We start from the raw sequence: 23,619 nt of genomic DNA, 5'->3' as shown, positions 1-23,619 counted from the left end.
TTCAATCGTGTACTCCGCCTCAGTCCTTCTTGACCGGCGGGATCGGGCGGATCGCCAGTTCGCGCAACTGCGTCGGCGTTGCCGGGGTCGGTGCACCCATGAGCAGATCCTGCGCCTGCTGGTTCATCGGGAACAGCGAGATCTCGCGCAGGTTCTTGGCGCCTACGAGCAGCATGATAATGCGGTCAATACCGAAGGCCGCGCCGCCGTGCGGAGGCGCGCCGTACTGAAAGGCGCGGTAGAGGCCGCCGAAGCGATCTTCCACGTCCTGCTGGCTGAGGCCGACCTTTTCGAAGGCAGCAACCATGGTTTCCGGCGACTGGTTACGGATCGAGCCGGAAGCAATTTCGAAGCCGTTGCAGACCGCGTCGTACTGGTAAGCCTTGATCGTTAGCGGATCCTGGTTCGTCAGCGCGTCGAGGCCGCCCTGCGGCATCGAGAACGGGTTGTGGGCGAAGTCGATCTTCTTTTCTTCTTCGTTGTATTCGAAGAACGGGAAGTCGACGATCCAGCACAGCTCGAAGCGATCGCGGTCGATGAGGTTGAGTTCGTCGGCGGCGCGGTTACGGGCTTCGCCCGCGAACTTGTAGAACTTGGACGGCTCGCCGGCGACGAAGAAGCAGGCATCGCCCACATCAAGGCCGAGCTGCGTGCGGATCGCCTCGGTGCGCTCCTCGCCGATGTTCTTCGCGAGCGGGCCGGAGCCGCCGATCTTGCCTTCTTCTTCCTTCCAGAAGATGTAGCCGAGGCCCGGCTGGCCCTGGCTCTGAGCCCAGGCGTTCATGCGGTCGCAGAATGCGCGCGAACCGCCGGTCTTGGCCGGGATCGCCCAAATCTCGACCTTCGGGTTCGAGGCGATCATGCCTGCGAAGACCTTGAAGCCGGAGCCGGCGAAGTGATCGGTGACGGCTTCCATGACGATCGGGTTGCGCAGGTCGGGCTTGTCGGAACCGTACTTGCGGATCGCCTCGTCGTAGGGGATACGCGGCCATTCCTTGGTGACCGGCTTGCCCTCGGCGAATTCCTCGAAGATCGACGTCATCATAGGGCCCGTGGTGTTCCAGATGTCTTCCTGGGTGACGAAGCTCATTTCGAGGTCGAGCTGGTAGAACTCGCCCGGCAAGCGATCGGCGCGCGGGTCTTCGTCGCGGAAGCACGGAGCGATCTGGAAGTAGCGATCGAAGCCGGCGACCATCAGCAATTGCTTGTACTGCTGCGGCGCCTGCGGCAGCGCGTAGAAGGTGCCGGGATGGATACGTGACGGCACGAGGAAGTCGCGCGCACCTTCGGGCGAGGAGGCCGTCAGGATCGGCGTCGTGTATTCGGTGAAGCCCACATTCGTCATCTCGCGGCGCATCGAGGAGATGACCTGCGTGCGCTTGACGATATTCTTATGCAGCGTTTCGCGGCGCAGATCGAGGAAGCGGTACTTCAGGCGAACGTCTTCCGGATAATCAGGCTCGCCGAAGACGGGCAACGGCAGCTCCTTGGCGGCGGAGAGCACTTCGATCTCCTGCGCGTAGAGTTCGATCTCGCCGGTCGCCATGTTCTTGTTGACGGTGTCTTCCGTGCGCGCCTTGACGAGGCCATCGATGCGGATGACCCACTCGCCACGAACCAGTTCGGCTTGCTTGAAGGCGGGAGAATCCGGATCGGCAACGACCTGGGTGATGCCGTAGTGGTCGCGCAGGTCGATGAACAGAACGCCACCATGGTCACGAACGCGGTGGACCCAGCCGGAAATCCGGACATTGGCGCCTACATCCGACTTGCGGAGGGCTGCACATGTGTGGCTGCGATAGCGATGCATAATCTCAATTCCCGGTATTTGGCTTAAGACGGCAGCAAGGGGCTCTGATGGCTCTCCCGTACCGACAAGAAAATCGGGCGGAAAAGCGCATGGACGGTCTGATTTGTCAAGGGTTGGCGCATAGGGTACGCACGTTGAGAAGGCTTTATGGCAAGCATGCAACCGTGTCATCGGAAAAAGCCATGCGGCAGTTTGGCAACCTCGTACCGTATTGCTGAAGCCTGCGGTCAACTTTAAAGAGAAGCCATATCGTTCGCGCGGAGTCTCGCCATGCCTCTTTTTACTCGCCGCAATCTCCTGAAAGCCTCGGCTGTAGCAGGCGCTTATGGCGTCGGGATCGGGATCGCTGGAAAGTTCGGGCTAGCTGAAGCGGCGCCAGAGGCGCAGGTGCTGAAAGCGGTGAAGACCACGGCCAGTCTTACCGATGCCGGCGTCACCAAAGACATCATGACTTGGGGCGATGGTGGCATGCCGCCAGTGCTACGGATGACCAAGGGCAAACCCTACGCGGCTCGACTGACAAACACGCTCGACGAGCCGACGACGATCCACTGGCACGGCTTGAGAATCGCCAACAAGATGGACGGCGTGCCGTTCATAACGCAGCCTTACGTCTATACCGGCGACAGCTTCGATTATGCCTTCACGCCACCGGACGCCGGCACCTTCTGGTATCACCCGCATTGCAACACGCTGACGCAGATGGGTCATGGTATGACAGGCGTACTCGTGGTCGAGGATCCTGATGATCCGACATTCGACGCCGAGGTGGTGCTCAATCTGCGCGACTGGCGCCTCGGCGCCGACGGCCAGTTCATTGCGCCTTTCCGGCCGCGCGACGCGGCGAAGACGGGCACCTATGGAACCGTCAGGACGGCCAACTGGCATCAAGAGCCACAATATGATGCGCCGGCTGGCGGTCTCATCCGGCTGCGGATCGTGGTGACCGACGTCACCCGCATCTTCTCGCTGAAGATCGAAGGGGCCGACGCGACGGTCATTGCGATCGACGGCAATCCCGTAGCGAAACGCTTTCCGCTCGATCTGCTGCTGATCGGCCCCGGTCAGCGCCTCGATCTTGCCGTGCGGATGCCGGACAGCGAAGGCGCTGTTGCCACGCTCGAAGACATCAGGGGCACGACACCGAAGACAATCGCCAGGCTCAAAGCGGTCGGAGCGTCGTTGAAGCGCAATGTCGGCGACCTCGCCGCGCTTGGCGAAAACCCGGTCGCCAAGGCCGATCTTTCTTCGGCACAGAAGATCCCGCTCATTCTCAGCGCGACGGCCGAAAGCGCGTCTGTCGACAGTATCTGTGGCACCCTCGGCTATAGCTTTTGGGCCATCAACAAGGTGCCGTGGCCGGGCGACACGCCGGACCCGACCGCGCCGCTGGCCGAGTTGAAGCTCGGCAAGAGCTACATCCTGCAACTCGAAAACGTGACACCGCACACGCACCCTATCCATCTGCACGGGATGAGCTTCACTGTAATCTCGTCATCGACGCGGGAGGTCATGCCACTCGTCAGCGACACCTATCTCGTCCAACCCGACGAAAAGGTGCAACTCGCCTTCGTGGCCGACAATCCCGGCGACTGGGTGCTGCATTGCCACATCATCGAGCATCAAAAGACTGGCATGACCAGTTATGTCAGAGTTGTTTGACGGCTATTTACGGGTTCTAGTTGACATATCCGGCCGAAAGGAGAAGGAAGGTTCAACTATGTTTATCCTGCGAATGAATTGAGATGATCGAAACAACCGCCGATTTGGAGGCGGCCTGCAAAGAGCTGGCCAAGTCAGAATTCATTACCATCGACACCGAGTTTCTCCGAGAGACAACCTTCTGGCCGGAACTTTGCTTGATCCAGATGGCAAGTCCGACGACGGACGTGCTGGTCGATCCGTTGGCGAAGGGTCTCGACCTCAAGCCATTCTTCGAACTGATGGCCAATTCTGCCGTCCTCAAAGTCTTTCATGCCGCGCGCCAGGATATCGAGATCATCTACAACCGCGGCGGCCTCATCCCGCATCCGATCTTCGACACGCAGGTCGCCGCGATGGTCTGCGGCTTCGGCGACTCCGTCTCCTACGATCAGCTCGTCAGCCGCACCAAGGGCGTCCAGATCGACAAGTCCTCGCGCTTCACCGACTGGAGCCGCCGGCCGCTTTCGGAAAAACAGCTGGATTACGCGCTCGCCGACGTGACGCATCTGCGGGACGTATACCTCTACCTCAAGGCCGAACTCGAGCGTGAAGGCCGCTCGTCCTGGCTTCGGGAAGAGATGGATATCCTCGAGGCCCGCGAGACCTACGATATGCATCCCGACGATGCCTGGCAGCGGCTGAAAATGCGCCTGCGCAAGCCGCAGGAACTCGCCATTCTCAAATATGTGGCTGCCTGGCGCGAGCGCGAGGCCCGCTCCCGCAACGTGCCGCGCTCGCGCGTGCTCAAGGACGACGCGATCTATGAGATCGCCCAGCAGCAGCCCAAGGACGCCGAAGCGCTCGGCCGCCTGAGAACGATCCCCAAGGGGTGGGAGCGATCGGCAGCCGGTATCGCCGTCGTCGAAGCGGTCAATGCCGCACTCGCCTTGCCGAAGGCCGAGATGCCGCACGCTCCACGGCAGACGCAGCCGCCGGAAGGTGCTGCCGCTGCCGCCGAGCTGCTGAAGGTCTTGTTGAAGCTGATCTCGGAAAAGCATGGCGTTGCACCGAAGGTGATCGCCAACAGCGAAGATCTCGACAAGATCGCGTCGGAGGGCGAGAAGGCAGAAGTCGCAGCGCTGCATGGCTGGCGGCGGGAACTCTTCGGCGAGCCGGCACTGCAGCTCATTCAAGGCCAGGTTGCTCTCCGCTTCGTCGGCAAGAAGGTCGAGACGGTGGCGCTCTAAGCGCCATCAAGCTGACCTTTTTGCGCGCAAAGTCATATCCAGATCGCTTCGATCTAGGGAAAAACCGACTTAGCGCGCCTTTCGGAAACGCTCGACGCTTCCTATATGCCGTAGGTATGCGGACAACGCGCCACCGCGAAAAGGACTACATGAGGGAAATATCTCCAGTCCAGAACTGGCTGTTGATCGCGCTTGTCATAGCCGCGAGCGGCGTTCTCTATGACATGCGCTTCTACGGCGGCCATCCCTTCGTTGGCGCAACCTTTGCATTGTTCATCGGCATGCCGATCATCGCTTTCGAACGCAAGGTGATCCTGCGGGGTCTCTACCGACGCATGCAGGCGCTACCGACGGTGACCTTCTTCCTCGCTGAGATCTTCGTCTACGAAATCCTGATGAGTGTTGGATTTGCAGTTGCCGGTCTCTCGATGTGGTGGCTCGGCCTCTTCAGTCCGGCATCGTGGGTCAATGCCGTTATCCTGCCCTTCGATGCCTTTCTCTACGCGCTCGCCGTGTGTGCGCTTATCATCTTCGTGCTGCGCATCCGAGAACTACTGGGTCGTGACATCTTCGCGAGCATGCTTTTCAGTCGCTACCGGAAGCCGATCAGCGAGGAGCGCGTCTTCCTCTTCATCGATCTGGTGGATTCGACCGCTTTTGCTGAGAAGCACGGCGATCTCCGGGCGCAACAGATGCTGAGTTCCTTGTTTGCCTCGTTCGCCGAGCCCGTCAGGAAATACAAGGGTACCATCGATGACTACGTGGGCGACGCCGCGATTATCAGCTGGCCATTGGAGCGCGGGATCAAGTTCGCGCGATGTGTGAACTGCATCTTCGACATTATCAGCGGGATTGAGGCAGATGCCGAGAGCTGGTTGAAAACATACGGTCAGGTCCCTCGCCTGCGCGCCGCATTGCACGGGGGTACGGTTATCACGGCCGAAATCGGCGTCGACCACCACAAGATCACCTACTTCGGCGACACCGTGAACACGGCATCCCGGCTTGAATCGCTCTGCAAGACGCTGAATCGATCGGTGCTCATTTCAAGCGACCTCGCCCAGCGGATCAAGATGCCCGAGAGGGTCTCGGCAGAGGATCTTGGAAACCACGCCGTTAAGGGTCGTGGTCAGAGCCTTGGCGTCATTGCTCTCGTCAAGGCGGACAACCGCAAGGCGTCACCAAAGCTTCATGCAAGCGTCAACGCGCCGACATGAAAGCCTTGCTAATCGAGACCCGCATTCCAATCCTCGGGGGTTTCGATGAAAAATACTCTTCTCGCTTCTGTTTCATTTCTTCTTTTGATCGCTGGTTCGGCGGTCGCCGACCAGCAGGAATTTCCAGCTAAACTCGCAGGCCAGGCCATTCTGCCGGCCAACACGGTGGTCGCGGCTCCGGCCGATGCGCCTGAATTCCTCAAGCATTCCGGCAAATTCACCACGGCTGACCGCAAGCGCACCGAAGCACTCGGCAGTGTTCCCGGCAAGGACGGTGCACGCGTCACCGACCTGAAGCTTCCCTTCGATGGCCAGGCTGTCCAGGGCTTCTCCGGCATCAAGACCATGCCGGACGGCACATTCTGGACGCTCTCCGATAACGGCTTTGGTTCCAAGGCAAATTCCAGCGACGCGATGCTCTTCCTGCATCAGGTGAAGTTCGACTGGCAGACGGGCAAGCTCGAGGTCATCAAGAACCTCTTCCTTTCCGACCCCGACAAGAAGGCTCCGTTCCCGATCGTGCTCGAGGGCGCAGAGAAACGCTATCTGACGGGTGCGGACTTCGACATCGAATCCGTGCAGCCTGTCGCTGATGGCTTCTGGCTCGGCGAGGAATTTGGACCCTACCTGCTCAAGTTCGACACCGAGGGTCGCCTGACCGACGTGATCTCAACCAAGGTCGACGGCAAGCCGGTTATGTCACCCGACAATCCGACGCTTTCCGTTCCTGCAAATCCAACCGCCAAGATGCCGGTCTTCAACCTGAAGCGCTCAGGCGGCTTCGAGGGTCTCGCGATGTCGAAGGACGGCAGTAAGCTCTATGGCCTGCTGGAAGGAGCGCTCTATCAGGACGACGGCAAGATGGAATCGGTCGACGGTCATCCCAAGCAGCCGAAGCCCGATTGCTTCGAGGCTCCGGCTGAACTCAAGCGCATCTACAAGATCGAGTTCAACGACGCCAACGTCGGCAAAGCTGTCCGCAAGATCGGCTACATCGACCTCCTGAACATCAAGGACCCGGACAACAAGAAGAAGGCCGGCAGCAAGGACGGCGTCTACGATATGCCGTTCGTGACGATTGAGAACGTCGACCGCGTCGACGCCACCCAAATCGTCGTCGGCAACGACAACAACCTGCCCTTCTCGGCGGGCCGTGCCGTCGACAAGGCCGACAACAACGAGTTCAGCCTGCTCGAAGTCGGCGAACTCCTGAACGCGAAATGAGCTACGCTCCCACAGGGAAGGTCCCGCTCGAAGTGAGCGGGGCTTTCCAGAAACGAGCGGCGCACGCTAGAATTGGTCGAAGTGCCCGGCCACGGGTTCGAAACCGCGAACTACCGCTCCGTTGCGCCCTTTCCGGCGAGAATGTGATCCCGGAATTTAGCGATCCGCGTGGTTCGCGTTTCTGACTTCTTCACCCCGTTGAGATTGATCACGTAGCTTTTCTGCCGGCCAGGTGTCAGATCATGAAAAGCCTCGGCGAGTTCAGGGTCGGAATCCAAGGCTTCGATCAACTCGTCAGGCAAGTCTACTTGGCCTTGCCCCTTCGGCGGCTTGATGCCAGCCTCTGCATAGCCCATCGCTTCCTTCAAGTAGGAACGGATAACGGGCTCCATCTTTACGACCTGTGCGTTCTCCACAAAGCGAAGCATGTCGGGATGTTGGGTGTTCGCCCCCTGCTTCTCAAGCACGCCTTCGGGATCCTTCAACAGTGCGGCGTTAAAGAAACTCAGACGAAAGTCGCCGCGGAAGGCGCCGATTATCACGATATTGCGGCTCCCATGCATGTAACAGGGATGCGCCCACTTCACCGTCTCGACGAGGCCCACATCGCGACAGATGCGGCGAAGTTCGTTTAGGCCGTCAATCCATCGCCGCGTCGAACAGTCCGGTGTGGCAAACCGCTCGCAGCGTCCGCATCCTTTCGTGAAAAAGTCTTCAATATCCGTGATCATGTCTCTCGCCCAAATTTCGCTCGTGATGTTGGCTGGCAAATATACCAAGCCAATACGTCAACTTAGGGCCGAAATCTGTGGAAACTCACCGTAAGCGATCAACAAAGTCGTCGGACTGTTCGGTGGTGTGCCTCGATCAACCGCGAGGCGCTACTCGAAGCGAAACGCCAAGCGCTTGTTGGTTAGCCTGGACAGCTGTTGCAAACGGCCCTCAAGACGCTCGCCGGCAAAATCGTGATACTCCGCCGGAACCACGAACTCCAGGTCCAGATCGGGATTGGACGACTTCTGGAAACTCAGGTTGCGGACCACGCCCGGCATGGACGCCGAGAAGAGGTAGACGACCCGCAGCATTCCGCCGAGGAGTTTGGCGCGCTCGACATATTGCGGCGTAGCGATCGTAGCCAACGGCCCCGTCGCGCCGTCATCGTGAGGCCCTTCGAACCGGTAGTAGTTGGTGAGCGCGATGAATGCGCGGCCGGGATGGCTGATGCCGACGAAGGACGAATGAGCAATGATGTTCAGCGCCTGCAAGCCACGATAGTCCGGATGCGCGCGCCAACTGATGTCGGCGAGCAGGCATGCAGCCTGACGATAGCGCGCCTCTTCCTTCGTCTCGGCGACGCCGAAATAAGGCATCATCCGACCGGTCCACTCCGCAAGTTCTCTGGCATGCTCCGGCGAACGAGCGCGGAGAATGGCAAGCTCGCCCGCCGCGGCCAAAAGCGGATCGCTGCGGCGCTCGCTGTCGGAAAGCAATGAATAGAGATAGCCTTCGCGCACGCCCTGCCCCGAAAACGAGATTACAGAGGGGCTCATCGCACTCAGGACTTCCTTCATGGCAACCGCGCCGAAGGGAAGCAACGCGCGGCGATGCTTCGAGACGGCCAACCATGCAGGATCTCTCGAGTCCCTGGCGATCTCCACCTGGTCGAGGAACTGCATCATCGCCTCGAGCGAAACCTCGTAACCCTGCATCATGTGCAGCGGATACTGCGTCAATTCCATGTGCAGCTTGGCGATGTTTCGCCAGGTGCCGCCAACGGCGTAGAAGGTACGCCCCGCGCCCTTCGCCAGAAGCTTGGAACTTGTTTTCACATGCTTGCGGGCGAAGGTTCGGGCCTTCTCCATCGAGCCGCCTGCATATTCGGACAGGCGAAGCCCCCCCAGCGGCAAGGTTACACCGTTGCCGATTTCCTTGCCCTTGATGTCAATCAATTCAAGCGAGCCACCGCCCAGATCGCCCGCGATACCGTCCGGCTCATAGAAACCGCTGACAATGCCGAGGGCGGAGAACTTCGCCTCTTCCTCACCGGAGAGAACGCGAATCTTGCGCTGAAGAATGGTCTCCGCCTGGTGGATGAAGTCGGGGCCGTTGGATGCCTCGCGGGCGGCTGCCGTCGCCAGAACATACATGGTGGCGGCGCGCGCCTGATCGGACAACGCCTTGAACCGATGCAAGGCGGCCAGAGCACGCTCGACGCTCGCCTCATCCATCTTGCCGGTCAGCGCGATGCCCTTGCCCAACCCGCACAACACCTTTTCGTTGAAAAGGATCGTCGGCGAACGGGACATGCCTTCATAGATGACCACACGGATCGAGTTCGACCCGATATCGACAACGGAGACCGGGGCAATCCCTGGAAGGCGCCCCTGGGCTTCTGATTCAACCATGCAGGTCCATTATTACTTGTTGTTTCGGCCGGAAAGCAGGCCGGCGATCAGCTTGGGCGCACTGGATTTCAGAGCTTCACCACGGCCGGACAGGCTGGGGTTGGTCATGAAATACTGTTGCGCGTTGAACGGCTCCTCGCCCTTGCGCACCTCCATGCGCCTGGACGTACCGTCGGGCAATATCTCGTAGCTTTGCTGATTGTCAATGATATTGCCGAGCATAATCTGCGAGAGGACCTGCTCGTGGACCGTCGGATTGGTCAGTGGGACCAACGTTTCCACACGGCGATCGAGGTTGCGCGGCATCATATCGGCCGAACCGATATAAACCAACGCCTTGTCTGATGGCAGCCCGTGACCATTGCCGAAGCAGAAGATGCGGCTGTGCTCCAGGAAGCGACCGACGATCGACTTCACACGGATATTGTCGGACAGGCCTGGCACCTGCGGGCGCAGGCAGCAGATACCCCGGATCACGAGATCGATCTCAACACCAGCGTGGCTCGCCGTATAGAGCGCGTCGATGATCTCTGGATCGACCAGCGAATTCATCTTCATCCAGATTGCGGCCGGCGCGCCGTTCTTGGCATGCCTGATCTCTTCATCGATGTGACGAAGGATGCGTGAACGCAGCGTGTAGGGCGACACGGCGAGCTTCATGCTCTCCTCCGGCTCGCCGTAGCCAGTGATGAAATTGAAGATGTTCGCCATGTCGTGAGCGATCACCGGATTGCAGGTGAAGAACGACAAGTCGGTGTATATCTTGGCGGTGATCGGATGGTAGTTGCCGGTGCCGAGATGGCAATAGGTGCGCAGCTTGCCTTCCTCGCGGCGCACGACCATCGACATCTTCGAATGCGTCTTCAGTTCGATGAAACCGAAGACCACCTGCACGCCAGCGCGTTCAAGATCGCGCGCCCAGCGGATATTCGCTTCTTCATCGAAACGGGCCTTCAGCTCCACCAGCGCCGTGACGGATTTTCCGGACTCGGCCGCGTCGATCAATGCGCGGACGATCGGGCTGTCGTTCGAGGTGCGATAGAGCGTCTGCTTTATCGCCAAGACGTCAGGATCACGCGCAGCCTGGAGCAGAAACTGGACCACCACGTCGAAAGATTCGTAAGGATGGTGGACCACCATGTCCTTTTCGCGGATTGCCGCAAGGCAGTCCCCGGCATGCTCTCGGACTCGCTCGGGAAATCGCGCATTGTAAGGAGGAAACCGGAGATCTTCGCGCGGCGCTTTCGTGATCTCCGACAGCGTGTTCAGGGCGAGCAAACCTGGCAAGATCGCAACGCGGTTCTCCGGCACGCTCAGTGCCTGCACGACGAACTGGCGCAGCGAAGCCGGCATCTCCGAATCGGTCTCGATACGGATCACCGATCCACGGCGCCGTCGCTTCAGCGCCGTTTCAAAAAAGCGCACGAGGTCTTCGGCTTCTTCCTCGACTTCGATATCGCTGTCGCGAATGATCCGGAACGTACCCGAGCCCTGCACCTCGTAGCCTGGATAGAGCCGGTGGATGAAGATATTCGCGACGTCCTCAAGCGTGATGTAGCGGATCGTATTGCGATCGTCCGGCAGGCGCACGAAGCGATCAAGCGCCGGCGGCAGGCGCAGCAGCGCCGTCATCGGCTCGCGACCGTTCTTGTTGACGAGTTGCAGGCCGATCGAGAATCCGAGGTTCGGAATGAAGGGGAACGGATGCGCCGGATCGATAGACAGCGGCGTCAGAACCGGGAAGATCGCCTGCTCAAACTCAGTCGCCAGCCAGGCCCGATCGGACTCGCTGAGCGCGCCCGGGCGCACAATTAGAATGTCTTCCTTGGCGAGATACTGCTGGAGCACGGCAAGCGACGCCTGCTGCTCCATCTGCAGATTGTCGATTTCCTGAAGGATTGCGTCGAGTTGTTCGGCAGGCGTCTTGCCGTCGGGAGCGCGCACAACGATATTCTGGCGCACCTGCCCCTCAAGACCGGCGACGCGGACCATGAAGAATTCGTCGAGGTTTGCGGCCGAGATCGACAGGAAGCGAACGCGCTCAAGCAGCGGATGTTCGGTGTTCAGCGTTTCCTCTAGAACACGGCGATTGAACTGCAGCCATGAAAATTCGCGGTTGATGAAACGCTCGGGACTGGCGAGCAGTTCTTCCAGCGATGGCACAGTCTCGTTGGTTACCGGAGTAGATTCGTGATGCTCCGCGACTGCGCTATCCATGGTCTGATTGTCCCGTTTCATTCGCCCAGCGAATTATATCAGTTTCACGACAGAACTGTGACAGTCAATCCGCCGGCTCCGAATTGCCCAATTCATTCAACACTTCAGCGGCGAGAGTTCGAGTAATCTTCGTTCCCCGAGAGAGGGCAAGTCGATCGAGCCTGTCCACAATCGTCTGGGCGGCGTTGAGCGACCGCTCCATCCGGTTGACGATATAGAGGACCAGTTTGTCATCAATATAAAGCTGGCGGTCGGCAAACAGCTTGACAATGACCTGTGACAGCAATTCCTCGTCCGGTTCGCCGATCTCGACGACTGTCGCCGCCTTCAGGCGCGAGCGCAAATCCGGCAGTTCCACGGGCCAGGACATCGGCCAAAGGCGGCTGGTCATCAGTAGACTGTGACCGTTTTCCCGCACGCTGTTGATGACATGGAAAAGCTCGTTGTCGTCGAAGCCAAGCCGGTCGACGTCCTCAAACAGCACCGGACCGTTGGCCGCATCCACCGCCGCGTTGGCGCCGGCCCTGGGATGGATATCGACGGCGCCGCTGTGATCTTTCCAGATATTGGCCAGATGCGATTTTCCCGAGCCTACCGGACCGGCGAGGATCACGACGGGCGAGGGCCAGTGCGGCCAGGCATCGACGATCGAGACCGCCGCTGCCAGCCGCTCGGAGATCAACAGATCATCGCGCCCGGTTGCCGCATCATGCGAAAAGGCCAAGGGAAGCTGTTCGACGGCATTGCGCCTTGGACCAGCGTTTTTCACATCAGTCATTTGGGATCAGCTTTTGTCTTGCCGACCCGGTCATTCTTCGACCCGCCAGCATAAAGATCGCTCTGAAGGTAGCGTGAAAGCGCAAAACGGACAAGCACGCCGACGGCGGCAGCCGCCGGCACGGCAACCAGCAGGCCAACAAAGCCGAACAACGCGCCGAAAGCAAAGAGCGCGAACATCAACCAAACAGGATGCAGCCCGACACTATGGCCCACCAGCTTCGGCTGCAGGATGTTGCCTTCCATAAACTGGCCACTGAAGAATACCGCGAGCACCGCGCCGACCCAGATGTAATCGGGCCAGAACTGGACGATGGCAACGCCGACGGCGAGGACGAGCCCCACCAGCGAACCCACATAGGGAATGAAGCTGATCATGCCGGCGAACAGACCGATCAGCAGGCCGAAATTCAAGCCAACCAGCGACAGGCCAACGGCATACCAGATGCCCAGGATGAGGCAGAGCGAGCCCTGCCCGCGGATGAAACCGGCGATCGCCTGATCGATTTCCCGCATGATCTGGTGGACATTGGCTACATAGTCGCGCGGAATGTACTGATCGACCTTTGCGATCATGCGATCCCAATCAAGCAGCATGTAGAAGGCCACAACGGGCGTGACGATCATCAGCGAGATCAGGTTGACGACGGCAAGACCGGAACTCCAGACCTGACCGAAAAGCCCGGTTAGCAGCCCGAATCCTTGTGATAGGATCTCGGAGAAGTTGTTCTTGATCGTCCCGAATTGGTTCCTCACCCAGTCTGGCAGGAGGGAATTCTGCGACTTTGTAATGAACGTCTGCAACTGATCGATGTAGCCGGGCAGGCGACCGGCAAAATCGCTGAACTGGCTTGCCAAGACAGGTATCAGGATCATCAAGGCCAGTACGATCACGACGATGAAGGCGATCAGAATGACGATCGTGGCCATGAGGCGGGTCAGCCCAAGGCGCTCCAGCCGGTCCGCGACCGGATCGAGGAAATAGGCCAGCGCCATACCTGCAAGGAACGGCAGCAAGATCGAGCTGAAGATGAAAAGGAAGCCAATAAAGAAGGCGAGCACGATCAGCCAGAAGATGACCTGGCGCTTCAGACCTGCCCCGCTAACCTGCTGCGGCATCACATTCCCCGCTGATCGACCGTCTTGATTTTCTGCATCGCCGCGATGCAACCTTTCGAGCACATAGGATGTGGCCGAGAGAATGGTCAACCCCGCCGCTAAAAATCCCGAGGACCTGCGTCAAAAGAGCGGGAAATTGGGGCTTTTTCCATGCAATCCCTTGCATGTAGGCCCGTGTCATGCAATGGCGACCCTCATATTGAGGCGGTGACATTTCCCGCCCCTGCACAGCCATCGGAGAGCAGCATGAGCCAGTCTGGAAAAAACGGCCTGACCTATAGCGACGCAGGCGTCGACATCGACGCAGGAAACCTTCTGGTGGAGAAGATCAAGCCCGCTGTGCGCTCGACGCGCCGCCCGGGAGCGGACGGCGAGATCGGTGGCTTCGGCGGCCTGTTCGACCTGAAGGCCGCAGGCTTCACCGACCCGGTTCTCGTTGCCGCCAATGACGGCGTCGGCACCAAGCTGAAGATCGCCATCGACGCCGATTATCACGACACGGTTGGCATCGATCTCGTTGCCATGTGCGTCAACGATCTGGTCGTCCAGGGCGCGGAGCCGCTGTTCTTCCTCGACTACTTCGCTACCGGCAAGCTCGATCCCGACCAGGGCGCGGCGATCGTCGAGGGCATTGCCGCCGGCTGCCGCGACGCGGGCTGCGCACTGATCGGCGGTGAGACCGCCGAGATGCCTGGCATGTACTCCTCCGGCGACTACGACCTTGCCGGCTTTGCCGTCGGCGCTGCCGAGCGCGGCCAACTGCTGCCGTCAGGCGACATTGCCGAGGGCGACGTGATCCTTGGCCTTGCCTCCTCGGGTGTTCACTCTAACGGCTTTTCGCTGGTGCGCAAGATCGTCGGCATTTCCGGCTTCGCCTGGGATGCTCCGGCTCCGTTCGAGGAAGGCAAGAGCCTCGGCGAAGCCCTGCTGACGCCGACGCGCATTTATGTAAAGCCGCTCCTCAAGGCCATCCGTGAAACGAAGGCCATCAAGGCACTGGCGCACATCACAGGCGGCGGCTTCCCGGAGAACATTCCCCGTGTTCTGCCGAAGCACCTCGCAGCCGAGATCGATCTTGCAGCCGTCAAGGTTCCCTCGGTCTTCTCCTGGCTTTCCAAGACGGGCGGCGTTGAAGCCAACGAAATGCTGCGCACCTTCAACTGCGGCATCGGCATGATCGCAGTCGTTTCGGCTGAGAATGTCGCGACCGTCATCGCGGCGCTCGAAGCTGAAGGCGAGACGGTCGTAACGCTCGGTCGGATGATCGCCCGCACCGAGGGCGCAGCCGGCACGCTCTACAAGGGTACACTCGCCATATGACGTCGCCGCGCAAACGCGCCGTCGTCTTTATCTCCGGCGGCGGTTCCAACATGATGGCGTTGGTCGCCGCGGCCAAGGCTGGCGACTATCCGGCGGAGATCGTCGGCGTCATCTCGGACAAGGCCGACGCCGGCGGGCTCGCCAAAGCGGCGGCGGAAGGCATCCCGACATTTGCCTTCGTGCGCAAGGACTATGCGAGCAAGGAAGCGCACGAGGAAGCAATCTTTGCCGCACTCGATGAGCTTTCTCCCGACATTCTTTGCCTTGCAGGCTACATGCGGCTGCTGAGCAGCACCTTCATCCAGCGCTACGAAGGCAGGATGATCAACATCCATCCCTCCCTGCTGCCGCTCTTTCCCGGCCTGCACACCCATCAGCGCGCGATCGACGCCGGGATGCGGATCGCCGGCTGCACGGTGCACTTCGTCACCGAAGGCATGGACGAGGGACCGGTTATCGGCCAGGCCGCCGTTCCGGTCCTTTCCAGCGACAATGCTGACAGCCTCGCCGCACGTGTGCTTACCGTCGAGCATCAGCTTTACCCGCAAGCGCTGCGGCTCTTTGCCCAAGGCAAGGTGAAAATGGAGGGCGGCAAGGCTGTCAGCACGGACGCTGCAGCGGCGCCGGCCGAACGTAGCAGCGTTATCTCGCTGATCGGCGAAGGCGCCTAAAGCACGGCGCGATCTTTCGGATTCCGCCCTGCTCTAGTTCTTTGTTTTCACGCATGTCCTTGTCCCGAAACCGGCTCCCGCTTTCGGGGACATGCTCTTGGCCTCAGGCGGCAAGCGCCCGAGGCTGATGCAGCGTGCCGTCGCTGTAGACGAAAAGGCCCTTGCGGAACGTGGCTCGGATTCGGTGCACGTCGCCGGCTTCGATGACAACCAGATCGGCCTGCTGCCCAACGGCAATTTCACCACGATCCAGCAGGCCAGCCGAGCGCGCCGCATTGCGGGTCGCCATGGCGACAGCGTAAGGCAGGCTCGTCCGGTCGGCGATCTTGAAGATGCCGGGCACGAAGGCCGCGGGATGATAGTCGGCAGCGATGACGGTCAGAAGGCCGGCGGCAGCGGCATCCAGTGCGCTGAGATTTCCGGACATCGACTGGCCGCGCAGCGCGTTCGGAGCGCCCATCAGCGTCCAGAGACCGCGACACCGCGCTTCTTCCGCTGCCGGAAGCGTCACTGGAAATTCGCTGATCGTGACACCGAGATCGTGCATTTGCGCGACTTTTTCGGCGCTGTCGTCATCGTGGGAGGCGAGCGACAGCTTGTGCTTCAGGGCAAGATCGACGACCTGCTTCAGCTTGATCTCGATCTCCGGATTGTTGCGCATCTCGATACGCTTGGCGACCATCTCGGCGGCCATCTCCTCGGAAATGGCGCGGCGCTCGGCAATGCTCAGGATGTAGCTCTCGATGTTGTTGTACTGCCCCTGCCCCGGTGTGTGATCCGTCAGCGAGACCATGTCGACATGGCCGGCATCGAGCAGCTTTTCCAGTGCCGGCGCAGCACCGAGATTGGTGATCTCGTAGCGCGCGTGAACGCGGTGATCGATCAGCAGGTTATTCTTCAGCCGGTTGATGCTTTCGATCACGGCCGACGTCGTCTCGAGTGAGCGGACATGACCGTAGACGCTTTCCGTCGCGAAGGAGACGGCGGCGAATGCGGTCGTGACGCCTGCGGCAGCCAGCTTCTTGTCCAGTTCGTGGATGCTGAAATCGATCGGCATCGGCGCATTCGGGCGTGGCGCGATCTCGCGCTCCACCATGTCGCCGTGAAGGTCCACGAAGCCCGGCATCAGCAGGCGCCCGCCGCCATCGATCGCAGCGTTGGCGACCGGCTCGGGCCTGATTTCAGCGATGACGCCGTCCTCGACACGCACCGAGCCGTGGCTCACAACCTCATCTGGAAGGACAAGCGTAAAATTGCTGAGCCACATCGGTCTTCTCCAGACAGGTATTTATGACAAGGCGGAGCGCATAGCGCTGATTCATGACATCGGTGTGAACGACGGCCTCGCAAATTGGCCGGTGCTCTAGCGCAATGCGCCGCGGTTCATTGCCGCCCATTGCAGAAGCGTAATTGTCTTCAAGTCGATGATCTCGCCGTGCTCGATCATCGCCACCGCCTTGTCCAGCGAGACCTCCAGAACCTCGATATCCTCATGCTCGTGAGCAAGGCCGCCGCCATCAGAGACGCGGTCGGTCGTGTCGATCGAGGCGGCGAAGAAGTGCAACAGTTCCATGCTTGAGCCCGGCGAACTGTACGCCTTGAAGAGGAAACGAACGTCGCGGACGCGAAAGCCGGTTTCTTCCTCGGCTTCGCGGCGGATGGCCGCTTCCGGGGCATCGCCATCGAGCAGTCCTGCCGGTGCCTCGATGATCCAGGCCGGCTCGCCATGAAGGAAAACCGGCAGCCGGAATTGCCGCACGAGGACAACGGTGTCGCGCTTGGGATCATAAAGCAGGATCGTCGCGGCTGGCGTGCGATGGTAGACCTCGCGCCGCAGCCGATGCGTCTCGCCGTCGGAATCCGTATAGTCGATCTGGAAGCCGCTGAGGCGCGTCCAGCCGTTCGACAGCGTCTTTTCATCGACGATCTCGGCTTTTGCCCTGTCAAACTTCGTCATTCAACATCCTTGCGCAGCCAGACCTTGTTGTCGTGAACCGCCGCACCGCCATAGGGCGCGACCGGATCGGCGCCGGTCAGCACGTTGATCCCTTCGCCGTCGACATGCGCCTTGTTCGGCCAGAGGCCTTCGGCAATCAACACGCCCGGCTTGACCTCTTCTGTGACTCGGACATGGATCCGCAGGTCGCCACGGTCGTTTCCGATCCGCACGAGGTCGCCATGTTCGATGCCATCAGCAACGGCATCGAACAGGTTCATCATCAGCTCCGGCCGTCCTTCTTTCTGGCGTGAGGTCTTCGTTTCCGAGAAGCTCGAATTCAGGAAGTTGCGGGCCGGCGACGTTGCCAGGCGGAATGGATGTTCGGTATCGGCAAGCTCGATGACATCGACCTGATCCGGGAACGCAGGTAGCTGCTCGTGTGGGCCGAGAGCCCCGATGGCTGCCGGCGGCTTGTTCGGCGCGGGACCGTCAACCCAGTCCGGCCGGAAATGGAACTTGCCATCAGGATGCGCGAAACCCTTGAGGAAATGCGCATCATCAAAATCCGGCTGGCGATCGAACCATTTGTGTTCGAGGAAATAATCATATCCCGGCAGGTCGCTGGCCTCGAGAACCCGATCGATCATTTCGCGCGCCGTGAAGCCGAAGCCAGGACGATCGGCAACACCGAGGCGCTTGGCCAGTTCTTCGATGACGAACAAGTTCGTCCGCACGGTCGCCGGCGGTTCGACCAGCTTGGGGCCGAGCAGAATGTGGTTCTGGCCGCCGGCGCGATAGATGTCGTCATGCTCAATGAACATCGTCGCCGGAATGACGATGTCGGCCATCTCGGCCGTTTCCGTCATGAACTGCTCATGCACGGCGACAAAGAGGTCGTCGCGGGCAAAGCCGCGCTTCACCAACCGCTGTTCGGGGGCGATGTTCACCGGGTTGGTGTTCTGGATGAGCATGGCCGTCACGGGGCCGCGATGGCGGAGCGCCACCGCATCGCCAGTCAGCGCGCGGCCGATCTGCGACTGGTCGATCATGCGGATATCCGCATCCTTCATCGACTTGCCGGTCAGTTCACCATTGTTCATGCGGAAGATATCGCTGTTCGAGTGGAAGGCACCGCCGCCTTCGTATTGCCAGGAGCCGAGCACTGTCGCGATGGAGGCGGCCGCATGCATGGCAACCGCGCCGTTGCGCTGGCGGGTAAAGCCGTAGCCGAGGCGGAAGTAGGTCTTCTTCGTCGTGCCGACGAGGCGCGCGAAGGCTTCGATCTCGTCGGCAGAAAGGCCGGTGATAGCGGACGCCCACTCGGGCGTCTTCGTCTTCAGATGCGCTTCAAGGCCGGCGGGATCGTCGGCATACTTTGCCATATAGTCGCGATCGGCATAGCCGTCGCGGAAGGCGATGTGCATGACGGCGCAGGCGAGAGCCGCGTCTGTGCCCGGCTTGACGATCAGCGCCATATCGGCCTGCTTCATGGTCGGATTGTCGTAGATGTCGACCACGACGATCTTGGCGCCGCGTTCCTTGCGAGACTTGATCGCGTGGGTCATCACGTTGACTTGCGTGGACACCGCGTTCGTGCCCCAGATCACCACGCAATCGGTGCGTCCCATCTCGCGCGGATCGGGTCCGCGCAACGTGCCGGTCGCCATGGTGAAGCCGGTCCAGGCCGGATTGGTACAGATCGACGAGAAGAAGCCGGAATAGCGCTTGGCGTGGCGCAGGCGCTCGATCGAGTCGCGCTGAACCCAACCCATGGTGCCGGCGTAGAAATAGGGCCAGATCGCTTCGCTGCCGTCCCTCGCTTCCGCTTTGACGAAAGCTTCGGCGATTTCATCCAGTGCCTCTTCCCAGGAAATCTGTTGCCACTGCACTGCCCCCTTCGCGCCTGTTCGGCGCAGCGGGTGCATCAGCCGGTCCGGATGGTAGAGCCGCTCGGCGTAGCGCGCGACCTTCGCGCAGATGACGCCCGAGGTGTAGCTATGATCGTTTGCGCCGCGGACACGGCCGATGCGGCCATCGTCGCCGATCTCCACCTCCAGCGCACAGGTGGAGGGGCAGTCGTGGGGACAGGCGGTATGACCGAGCCTGACATTCGACTTGGCGGATTTGGCGTCAATGGGGGTCGCAATATTCATGGCTTTTCTATATTCGAACCGGAAACCAGCCAAAAGTCACAAACGACGTCGATCAGCCGAATTCATCACGGGCATCAGCGAAAATGAACTACCGCCACATCTACCACGCGGGCAATTTTGCCGATGTGCTCAAGCACGCCGTTCTGGCGCGACTGATCCGCTACATGCAGAAGAAGGATGCAGCTTTTCGCGTGCTCGACACGCATGCCGGCATCGGGCTCTATGACCTTTCCTCCGAAGAGGCGCAAAAGACCGGTGAATGGAGCGAAGGCATCGGTAAACTTCTGGACACAGAGCTCGGTCCACAGGTCGCCGAGTTGCTGGAGCCCTACCTTTCCGCTGTGCGTGAGTTGAACCCGGAGGGCGGCATCCGCTTTTATCCTGGCTCGCCAAAGCTCGCACGCATGCTGTTTCGTCAGCAGGACAGGCTTTCCGCGATGGAATTGCATCCAGAGGATTTTGCGCGGCTCCATCGGCTGTTCGAGGGCGACCATCATGTGCGGATCACCGAACTCAACGGCTGGCTTTCGCTCGGCGCACACCTGCCGCCGAAGGAGAAGCGTGGCATCGTGCTCGTCGATCCGCCGTTCGAAGAGGATGGCGAATACGAGCGCCTGGTGGACGGTTTGGCAAGAGCCTATCGCCGCTTTCCCGGCGGCACCTACTGTCTGTGGTACCCACTGAAGAAGGGAGCGCCGATCAAGGAATTCCATGAGGCGCTGCAGGACCTCGACATTCCGAAGATGCTCTGCGCGGAACTCAGCGTGCGTAGCGACCGGGGAATCACCGGATTGACCGGCTCCGGTCTGATCATCGTCAACCCGCCCTTCACGCTGAAGGACGAGCTGCACGCTTTGCTGCCCGCACTCAAGGATCACCTTGCGCAGGATCGCTATGCGTCGCATCGGGCGTTTTGGTTGCGCGGTGAGAACAAGGTGACGAAGGACAGTTGACCGACTCTTGCCGGCGCGAAATAGTCGCGCCGCAACACGATTATTTGAAAGGCGACCATGAAGATCCTTTGCGCGCCGACATCACCCTACTCCAGCAAGGTTCGCATGGCCGCACGCTATCTGGAACTCGATGCGATCGAGATCCGCGTGGACACCAATGCCGGCCCGGCTGTTCTCGTCGACAACAATCCGCTTGGCAAAATCCCGACCTTGCTGACGGATGACGGCCACTCGATTTTCGACAGTGTCGCAATCATGCACTATTTCGACCGGCTGAAAGGCAAGAAGCTTTACCCAGCCAAGAACGGCAAGCGGACGGAGGCCGAAATTCTCGAAGCGCTATGCGACGGCATCTGCGATTGCCTGCTGGCGATCGTCTACGAACGGCGCTTCCGCGACGAGGAAAAGGTCCACCAGCCGTGGATCGACCGGCAGTGGAAGAAGGCCGTCAGCGGCTTGAACCATCTCAGTGTGCACCTGCCGAAGATCGGCAAACGGCTGCACGGCGGCCACTTCGCGCTTGCCGCCACGCTCGGCTACCTCGACCTGCGCTTCAAGGGACAGTGGGAAGCCGACCATTCCGAACTCATCGGCTGGGCTCGTGAATTCGAGAAGAAGTTTGCTGCCTATAGCGAATTGAAGCCTCAGGCCTGAGGCTGAACTTTGTCGGTCTTGACGAAATCGATGAAGGCTCGCAGCGCCGTCGGCAATTGCCGACGGCTCGGATAGTAGAGGAAGAAGCCCGGATAGAAGGGGCACCAGTCTTCCAGCACGCGGACCAGCCTGCCCTCTGCGATCGCTATCTGCACCTGCTCTTCGAAGAGATACCCGAGACCGCAGCCGTGCATCACGGCATCTAGAATGATGTCCTGATCGCCCAAGGTCAGGGGGCCGCCGACATCGATCTCCAGTTCTATGCCGCCGCGCTCGAACTCCCATCGATAGAAGGAGCCGCCGGCAAAGCGGTAGCGCACGCATTCGTGGTTGCGCAGATCATGCGGCGTCACCGGGCGGCTCCTGCCCTCGAAATAGCTCGGCGCAGCAACCACCGCAAAACGGTGGCGCGGGCCGATCGGCACCGCGATCATGTCGGCCGCGATGCTCTCGCCGAACCGCACGCCGGCATCGAAGCCGGATGACACCATGTCGACCAGCGCATCATCGACGACGAGCTCGACCTCGACTGAGGGATAGGCTTTCAGGAAACGAGAGACGATCGGCAACAAAACAAGCTTGGTGGAGGCCCGCGCTGCATTGATGCGCAGCTTGCCGTGGGGCTGGCCGCGGAAGCTGTTGAGATCGTCGAGTGCTGCATCGATATCGAGAAATGCGGGGCGGATGCGATCGAAGAGTCGCTCGCCGGCCTCGGTCAAGGCCACACCGCGGGTCGTCCGGTTGACCAGGCGGACCGCTAGCCGCTCCTCGAGCGCCCGCAGCGCGTGGCTGAGGGCAGACGCCGTGACGCCCAGTTCGACCGACGCCTTCCGGAAGCTTCGGTGGCTGGCGATCGCCAGAAAGATCGCGAGATCGGTCGAGCGCACACGCTTCATTGATGAATTTTTCTCAGCAAGCTATGAAACACAGCGTAAATTCTCTCAGCTATGCCAATACGCTACCTTCACTCCGTAAGCAAATCGCAGCGCAACGGACAAAGGAGATCGTCATGCGTGTTTGGTTCATCACAGGGGCTTCGCGTGGTTTCGGTGCCCTCATTACTCAGGAAGCCCTCAATGCCGGCGATGCCGTCGTCGCGACCGCACGTAACCCGAAGGGCCTTGAGGAGAAGTTCGGCAATCCCAACCTGCTCGCTGTGTCGCTTGACGTGACCGACGAAGCCTCTGCGCACAAGGCAGCGGAAGCAGCCGTCAAGCGCTTCGGCAGGATCGACGTGCTGCTGAACAATGCCGGCTTCGGTTTGCTCGGCGCCGTAGAGGAAGCGACCACCGAAGAGATCGAGAAGCTCTATTCAACAAACGTCTTCGGCCTGCTGAAGGTCGCCCGTGCTGTGCTGCCGCATATGCGCCGCCAGCGATCGGGGCACGTTCTCAATATCTCGTCCATCGGCGGCTACGCGTCACATGCCGGCTGGGGCATCTATTGCTCGACCAAATTTGCGGTTGAAGGCATCTCCGAAGCTCTCGCGGCCGAAGTGGCTCCGCTCGGTATCAAGGTCACGGTCGTCGAGCCCGGCTTCTTCCGCACCGACTTTCTGGACGAGAGCTCGCTCGCTGTCAGCCCGAGTTCGATTGCCGACTATCGGGAAACACCTGTCGGCGCGATGCGCGAGTTTGCCGCAGGCCATAACCACCAGCAGCCTGGCGACCCTGCCCGCCTTGCGAAGGCGATGGTCACTCTGGCGCATTCAGAAAATCCGCCGCTACGCATGCCGTTCGGGAGCGACACCGTGGCGGTCATCGAGGCAAAGAATGCGCATGTCGCGAAGGAACTGGGCGCATGGCGTGAGCTCGCCGTCTCGACCGACTTCCCCAAATAGGCCGCTACACGGCCCATTGCAGAAACAAAAAAGCCGGGCTGAAGCCCGGCTCAGACCGCTGACAAACTCGTCGATATTTTCGGCGGGTTTGTCTAATCGCATTCGGTTAGTCAAGCGGGTCTGGCCATTCAGCATCCTTTCCGGGTTGCGGGACAGGCAACGCGGCGCAAATTGAATGGTTGTTCGGCCCTCAGTGGCGATGTTGTTCAGAGCTGTCCTGTGCCGGGAGCAGGGTTGTCTCCGCGGTCGACAAATGGTCGCCGCACAATGGGTCTTCGCAGGCCTTCACCTGCGGCTCGCGCTCTTCTTCCTTCAACGGCTTCTGACCATGCAGCGTCCGCTCGGTCTCGATCGCCCGGTCGAGATCGGCCCAGTAGTCGGAGCGTGACTTCGCGATCATCGCAAGATCGTATTTGCCCTTGTTGGCAT

The 23,619-nt window shown here is 60.3% G+C and carries 19 protein-coding genes and 1 pseudogene; 9 read left to right on the top strand and 11 right to left on the bottom strand.

Features of this window, described 5'->3' with window-relative positions; translation table 11 throughout:
• Nucleotides 1-19: 19 nt before the first annotated feature.
• Complete coding sequence (aspS, locus tag ATY80_RS06785) at nucleotides 20-1,810, bottom strand: aspartate--tRNA ligase (protein WP_088691726.1); 1,791 nt, start codon at nucleotides 1,808-1,810, stop codon at nucleotides 20-22.
• A 270-nt stretch (nucleotides 1,811-2,080) separates the two neighbouring features.
• On the opposite strand from aspS, the gene ATY80_RS06780 reads away from it, so the two are divergent.
• From ATY80_RS06780 to ATY80_RS06765, 4 genes are all read left to right on the top strand, one after another.
• On the top strand, nucleotides 2,081-3,472 hold the full coding sequence (locus ATY80_RS06780) for a multicopper oxidase family protein (RefSeq protein ID WP_088691725.1): 1,392 nt from the start codon (nucleotides 2,081-2,083) through the stop codon (nucleotides 3,470-3,472).
• Nucleotides 3,473-3,555: 83 nt separating this feature from the next.
• Nucleotides 3,556-4,701, top strand: a complete 1,146-nt coding sequence (gene rnd, locus ATY80_RS06775) for a ribonuclease D (protein ID WP_088691724.1) — start codon at nucleotides 3,556-3,558, stop codon at nucleotides 4,699-4,701.
• Nucleotides 4,702-4,850: 149 nt separating this feature from the next.
• The gene (locus ATY80_RS06770; RefSeq protein ID WP_088691865.1) at nucleotides 4,851-5,918 is read left to right on the top strand and encodes an adenylate/guanylate cyclase domain-containing protein; all 1,068 of its coding nucleotides are present in this window, start codon (nucleotides 4,851-4,853) and stop codon (nucleotides 5,916-5,918) included.
• Between the two features lie 45 nt (nucleotides 5,919-5,963).
• A complete protein-coding gene (locus ATY80_RS06765) occupies nucleotides 5,964-7,142 on the top strand; it encodes an esterase-like activity of phytase family protein (protein ID WP_088691723.1) in 1,179 nt (392 codons plus the stop codon).
• A 110-nt stretch (nucleotides 7,143-7,252) separates the two neighbouring features.
• Here ATY80_RS06765 and ATY80_RS06760 read toward each other — a convergent pair whose 3' ends face one another.
• From ATY80_RS06760 to ATY80_RS06740, 5 genes are all read right to left on the bottom strand, one after another.
• Nucleotides 7,253-7,873: a YdeI/OmpD-associated family protein gene (locus ATY80_RS06760; protein ID WP_088691722.1), complete on the bottom strand. Its 621-nt coding sequence runs from the start codon at nucleotides 7,871-7,873 to the stop codon at nucleotides 7,253-7,255.
• A gap of 150 nt (nucleotides 7,874-8,023) precedes the next feature.
• On the bottom strand, nucleotides 8,024-9,547 hold the full coding sequence (ppx, locus tag ATY80_RS06755) for an exopolyphosphatase (protein WP_088691721.1): 1,524 nt from the start codon (nucleotides 9,545-9,547) through the stop codon (nucleotides 8,024-8,026).
• 12 nt (nucleotides 9,548-9,559) lie between these two features.
• Nucleotides 9,560-11,764: an RNA degradosome polyphosphate kinase gene (locus ATY80_RS06750; protein ID WP_088691864.1), complete on the bottom strand. Its 2,205-nt coding sequence runs from the start codon at nucleotides 11,762-11,764 to the stop codon at nucleotides 9,560-9,562.
• Between the two features lie 64 nt (nucleotides 11,765-11,828).
• Entirely contained in the window at nucleotides 11,829-12,542 is a 714-nt protein-coding gene (gene hdaA / locus ATY80_RS06745; protein WP_088691720.1) for a DnaA regulatory inactivator HdaA, read from the bottom strand.
• The gene (locus ATY80_RS06740; RefSeq protein ID WP_088691719.1) at nucleotides 12,539-13,660 is read right to left on the bottom strand and encodes an AI-2E family transporter; all 1,122 of its coding nucleotides are present in this window, start codon (nucleotides 13,658-13,660) and stop codon (nucleotides 12,539-12,541) included. The genes hdaA and ATY80_RS06740 overlap by 4 nt, the downstream gene beginning before the upstream one ends.
• 246 nt (nucleotides 13,661-13,906) lie before the next feature.
• On the opposite strand from ATY80_RS06740, the gene purM reads away from it, so the two are divergent.
• A complete protein-coding gene (gene purM, locus ATY80_RS06735; protein ID WP_088691718.1) occupies nucleotides 13,907-14,980 on the top strand; it encodes a phosphoribosylformylglycinamidine cyclo-ligase in 1,074 nt (357 codons plus the stop codon).
• Nucleotides 14,977-15,651 (top strand): phosphoribosylglycinamide formyltransferase, encoded by a 675-nt coding sequence (gene purN, locus ATY80_RS06730; protein WP_088691717.1) that lies wholly within the window; start codon nucleotides 14,977-14,979, stop codon nucleotides 15,649-15,651. Before purM ends, purN begins: the two co-directional genes overlap by 4 nt.
• A gap of 103 nt (nucleotides 15,652-15,754) precedes the next feature.
• Here purN and ATY80_RS06725 read toward each other — a convergent pair whose 3' ends face one another.
• The 3 genes from ATY80_RS06725 to ATY80_RS06715 all read right to left on the bottom strand — a co-directional run bounded on the left by ATY80_RS06725 (nucleotide 15,755) and on the right by ATY80_RS06715 (nucleotide 19,743).
• On the bottom strand, nucleotides 15,755-16,918 hold the full coding sequence (locus tag ATY80_RS06725; RefSeq protein ID WP_088691716.1) for an alpha-D-ribose 1-methylphosphonate 5-triphosphate diphosphatase: 1,164 nt from the start codon (nucleotides 16,916-16,918) through the stop codon (nucleotides 15,755-15,757).
• A gap of 96 nt (nucleotides 16,919-17,014) precedes the next feature.
• Nucleotides 17,015-17,608, bottom strand: coding sequence for an NUDIX domain-containing protein (locus ATY80_RS06720; RefSeq protein WP_088691715.1), 594 nt, complete (start codon nucleotides 17,606-17,608; stop codon nucleotides 17,015-17,017).
• On the bottom strand, nucleotides 17,605-19,743 hold the full coding sequence (locus tag ATY80_RS06715) for a molybdopterin oxidoreductase family protein (RefSeq protein ID WP_088691714.1): 2,139 nt from the start codon (nucleotides 19,741-19,743) through the stop codon (nucleotides 17,605-17,607). Before ATY80_RS06715 ends, ATY80_RS06720 begins: the two co-directional genes overlap by 4 nt.
• 83 nt (nucleotides 19,744-19,826) lie before the next feature.
• On the opposite strand from ATY80_RS06715, the gene ATY80_RS06710 reads away from it, so the two are divergent.
• Nucleotides 19,827-20,696 carry a 23S rRNA (adenine(2030)-N(6))-methyltransferase RlmJ gene (locus tag ATY80_RS06710; protein WP_088691713.1) on the top strand — a complete coding sequence of 290 codons (870 nt, stop codon included), beginning with the start codon at nucleotides 19,827-19,829 and terminating at the stop codon, nucleotides 20,694-20,696.
• Between the two features lie 57 nt (nucleotides 20,697-20,753).
• Complete coding sequence (locus ATY80_RS06705; RefSeq protein WP_088691712.1) at nucleotides 20,754-21,350, top strand: glutathione S-transferase; 597 nt, start codon at nucleotides 20,754-20,756, stop codon at nucleotides 21,348-21,350.
• Here the strand turns inward: ATY80_RS06705 and ATY80_RS06700 are convergent.
• Nucleotides 21,341-22,246: a LysR family transcriptional regulator gene (locus ATY80_RS06700; RefSeq protein ID WP_088691711.1), complete on the bottom strand. Its 906-nt coding sequence runs from the start codon at nucleotides 22,244-22,246 to the stop codon at nucleotides 21,341-21,343. The genes ATY80_RS06705 and ATY80_RS06700 overlap by 10 nt on opposite strands.
• A 113-nt stretch (nucleotides 22,247-22,359) precedes the next feature.
• On the opposite strand from ATY80_RS06700, the gene ATY80_RS06695 reads away from it, so the two are divergent.
• On the top strand, nucleotides 22,360-23,190 hold the full coding sequence (locus ATY80_RS06695; RefSeq protein WP_088691710.1) for an oxidoreductase: 831 nt from the start codon (nucleotides 22,360-22,362) through the stop codon (nucleotides 23,188-23,190).
• Between the two features lie 283 nt (nucleotides 23,191-23,473).
• Here ATY80_RS06695 and ATY80_RS28535 read toward each other — a convergent pair.
• Nucleotides 23,474-23,619, bottom strand: a pseudogene (locus ATY80_RS28535) (IS5/IS1182 family transposase); the annotation flags it as partial.

Origin of the sequence: Rhizobium sp. R711 (assembly GCF_002211365.1) — a bacterium.
Taxonomy (GTDB): Bacteria; Pseudomonadota; Alphaproteobacteria; order Rhizobiales; family Rhizobiaceae; genus Rhizobium.
The sequence above is the reverse complement of the archived record's forward strand: the minus strand, read 5'-3'. Positions and strand labels throughout refer to the sequence as shown.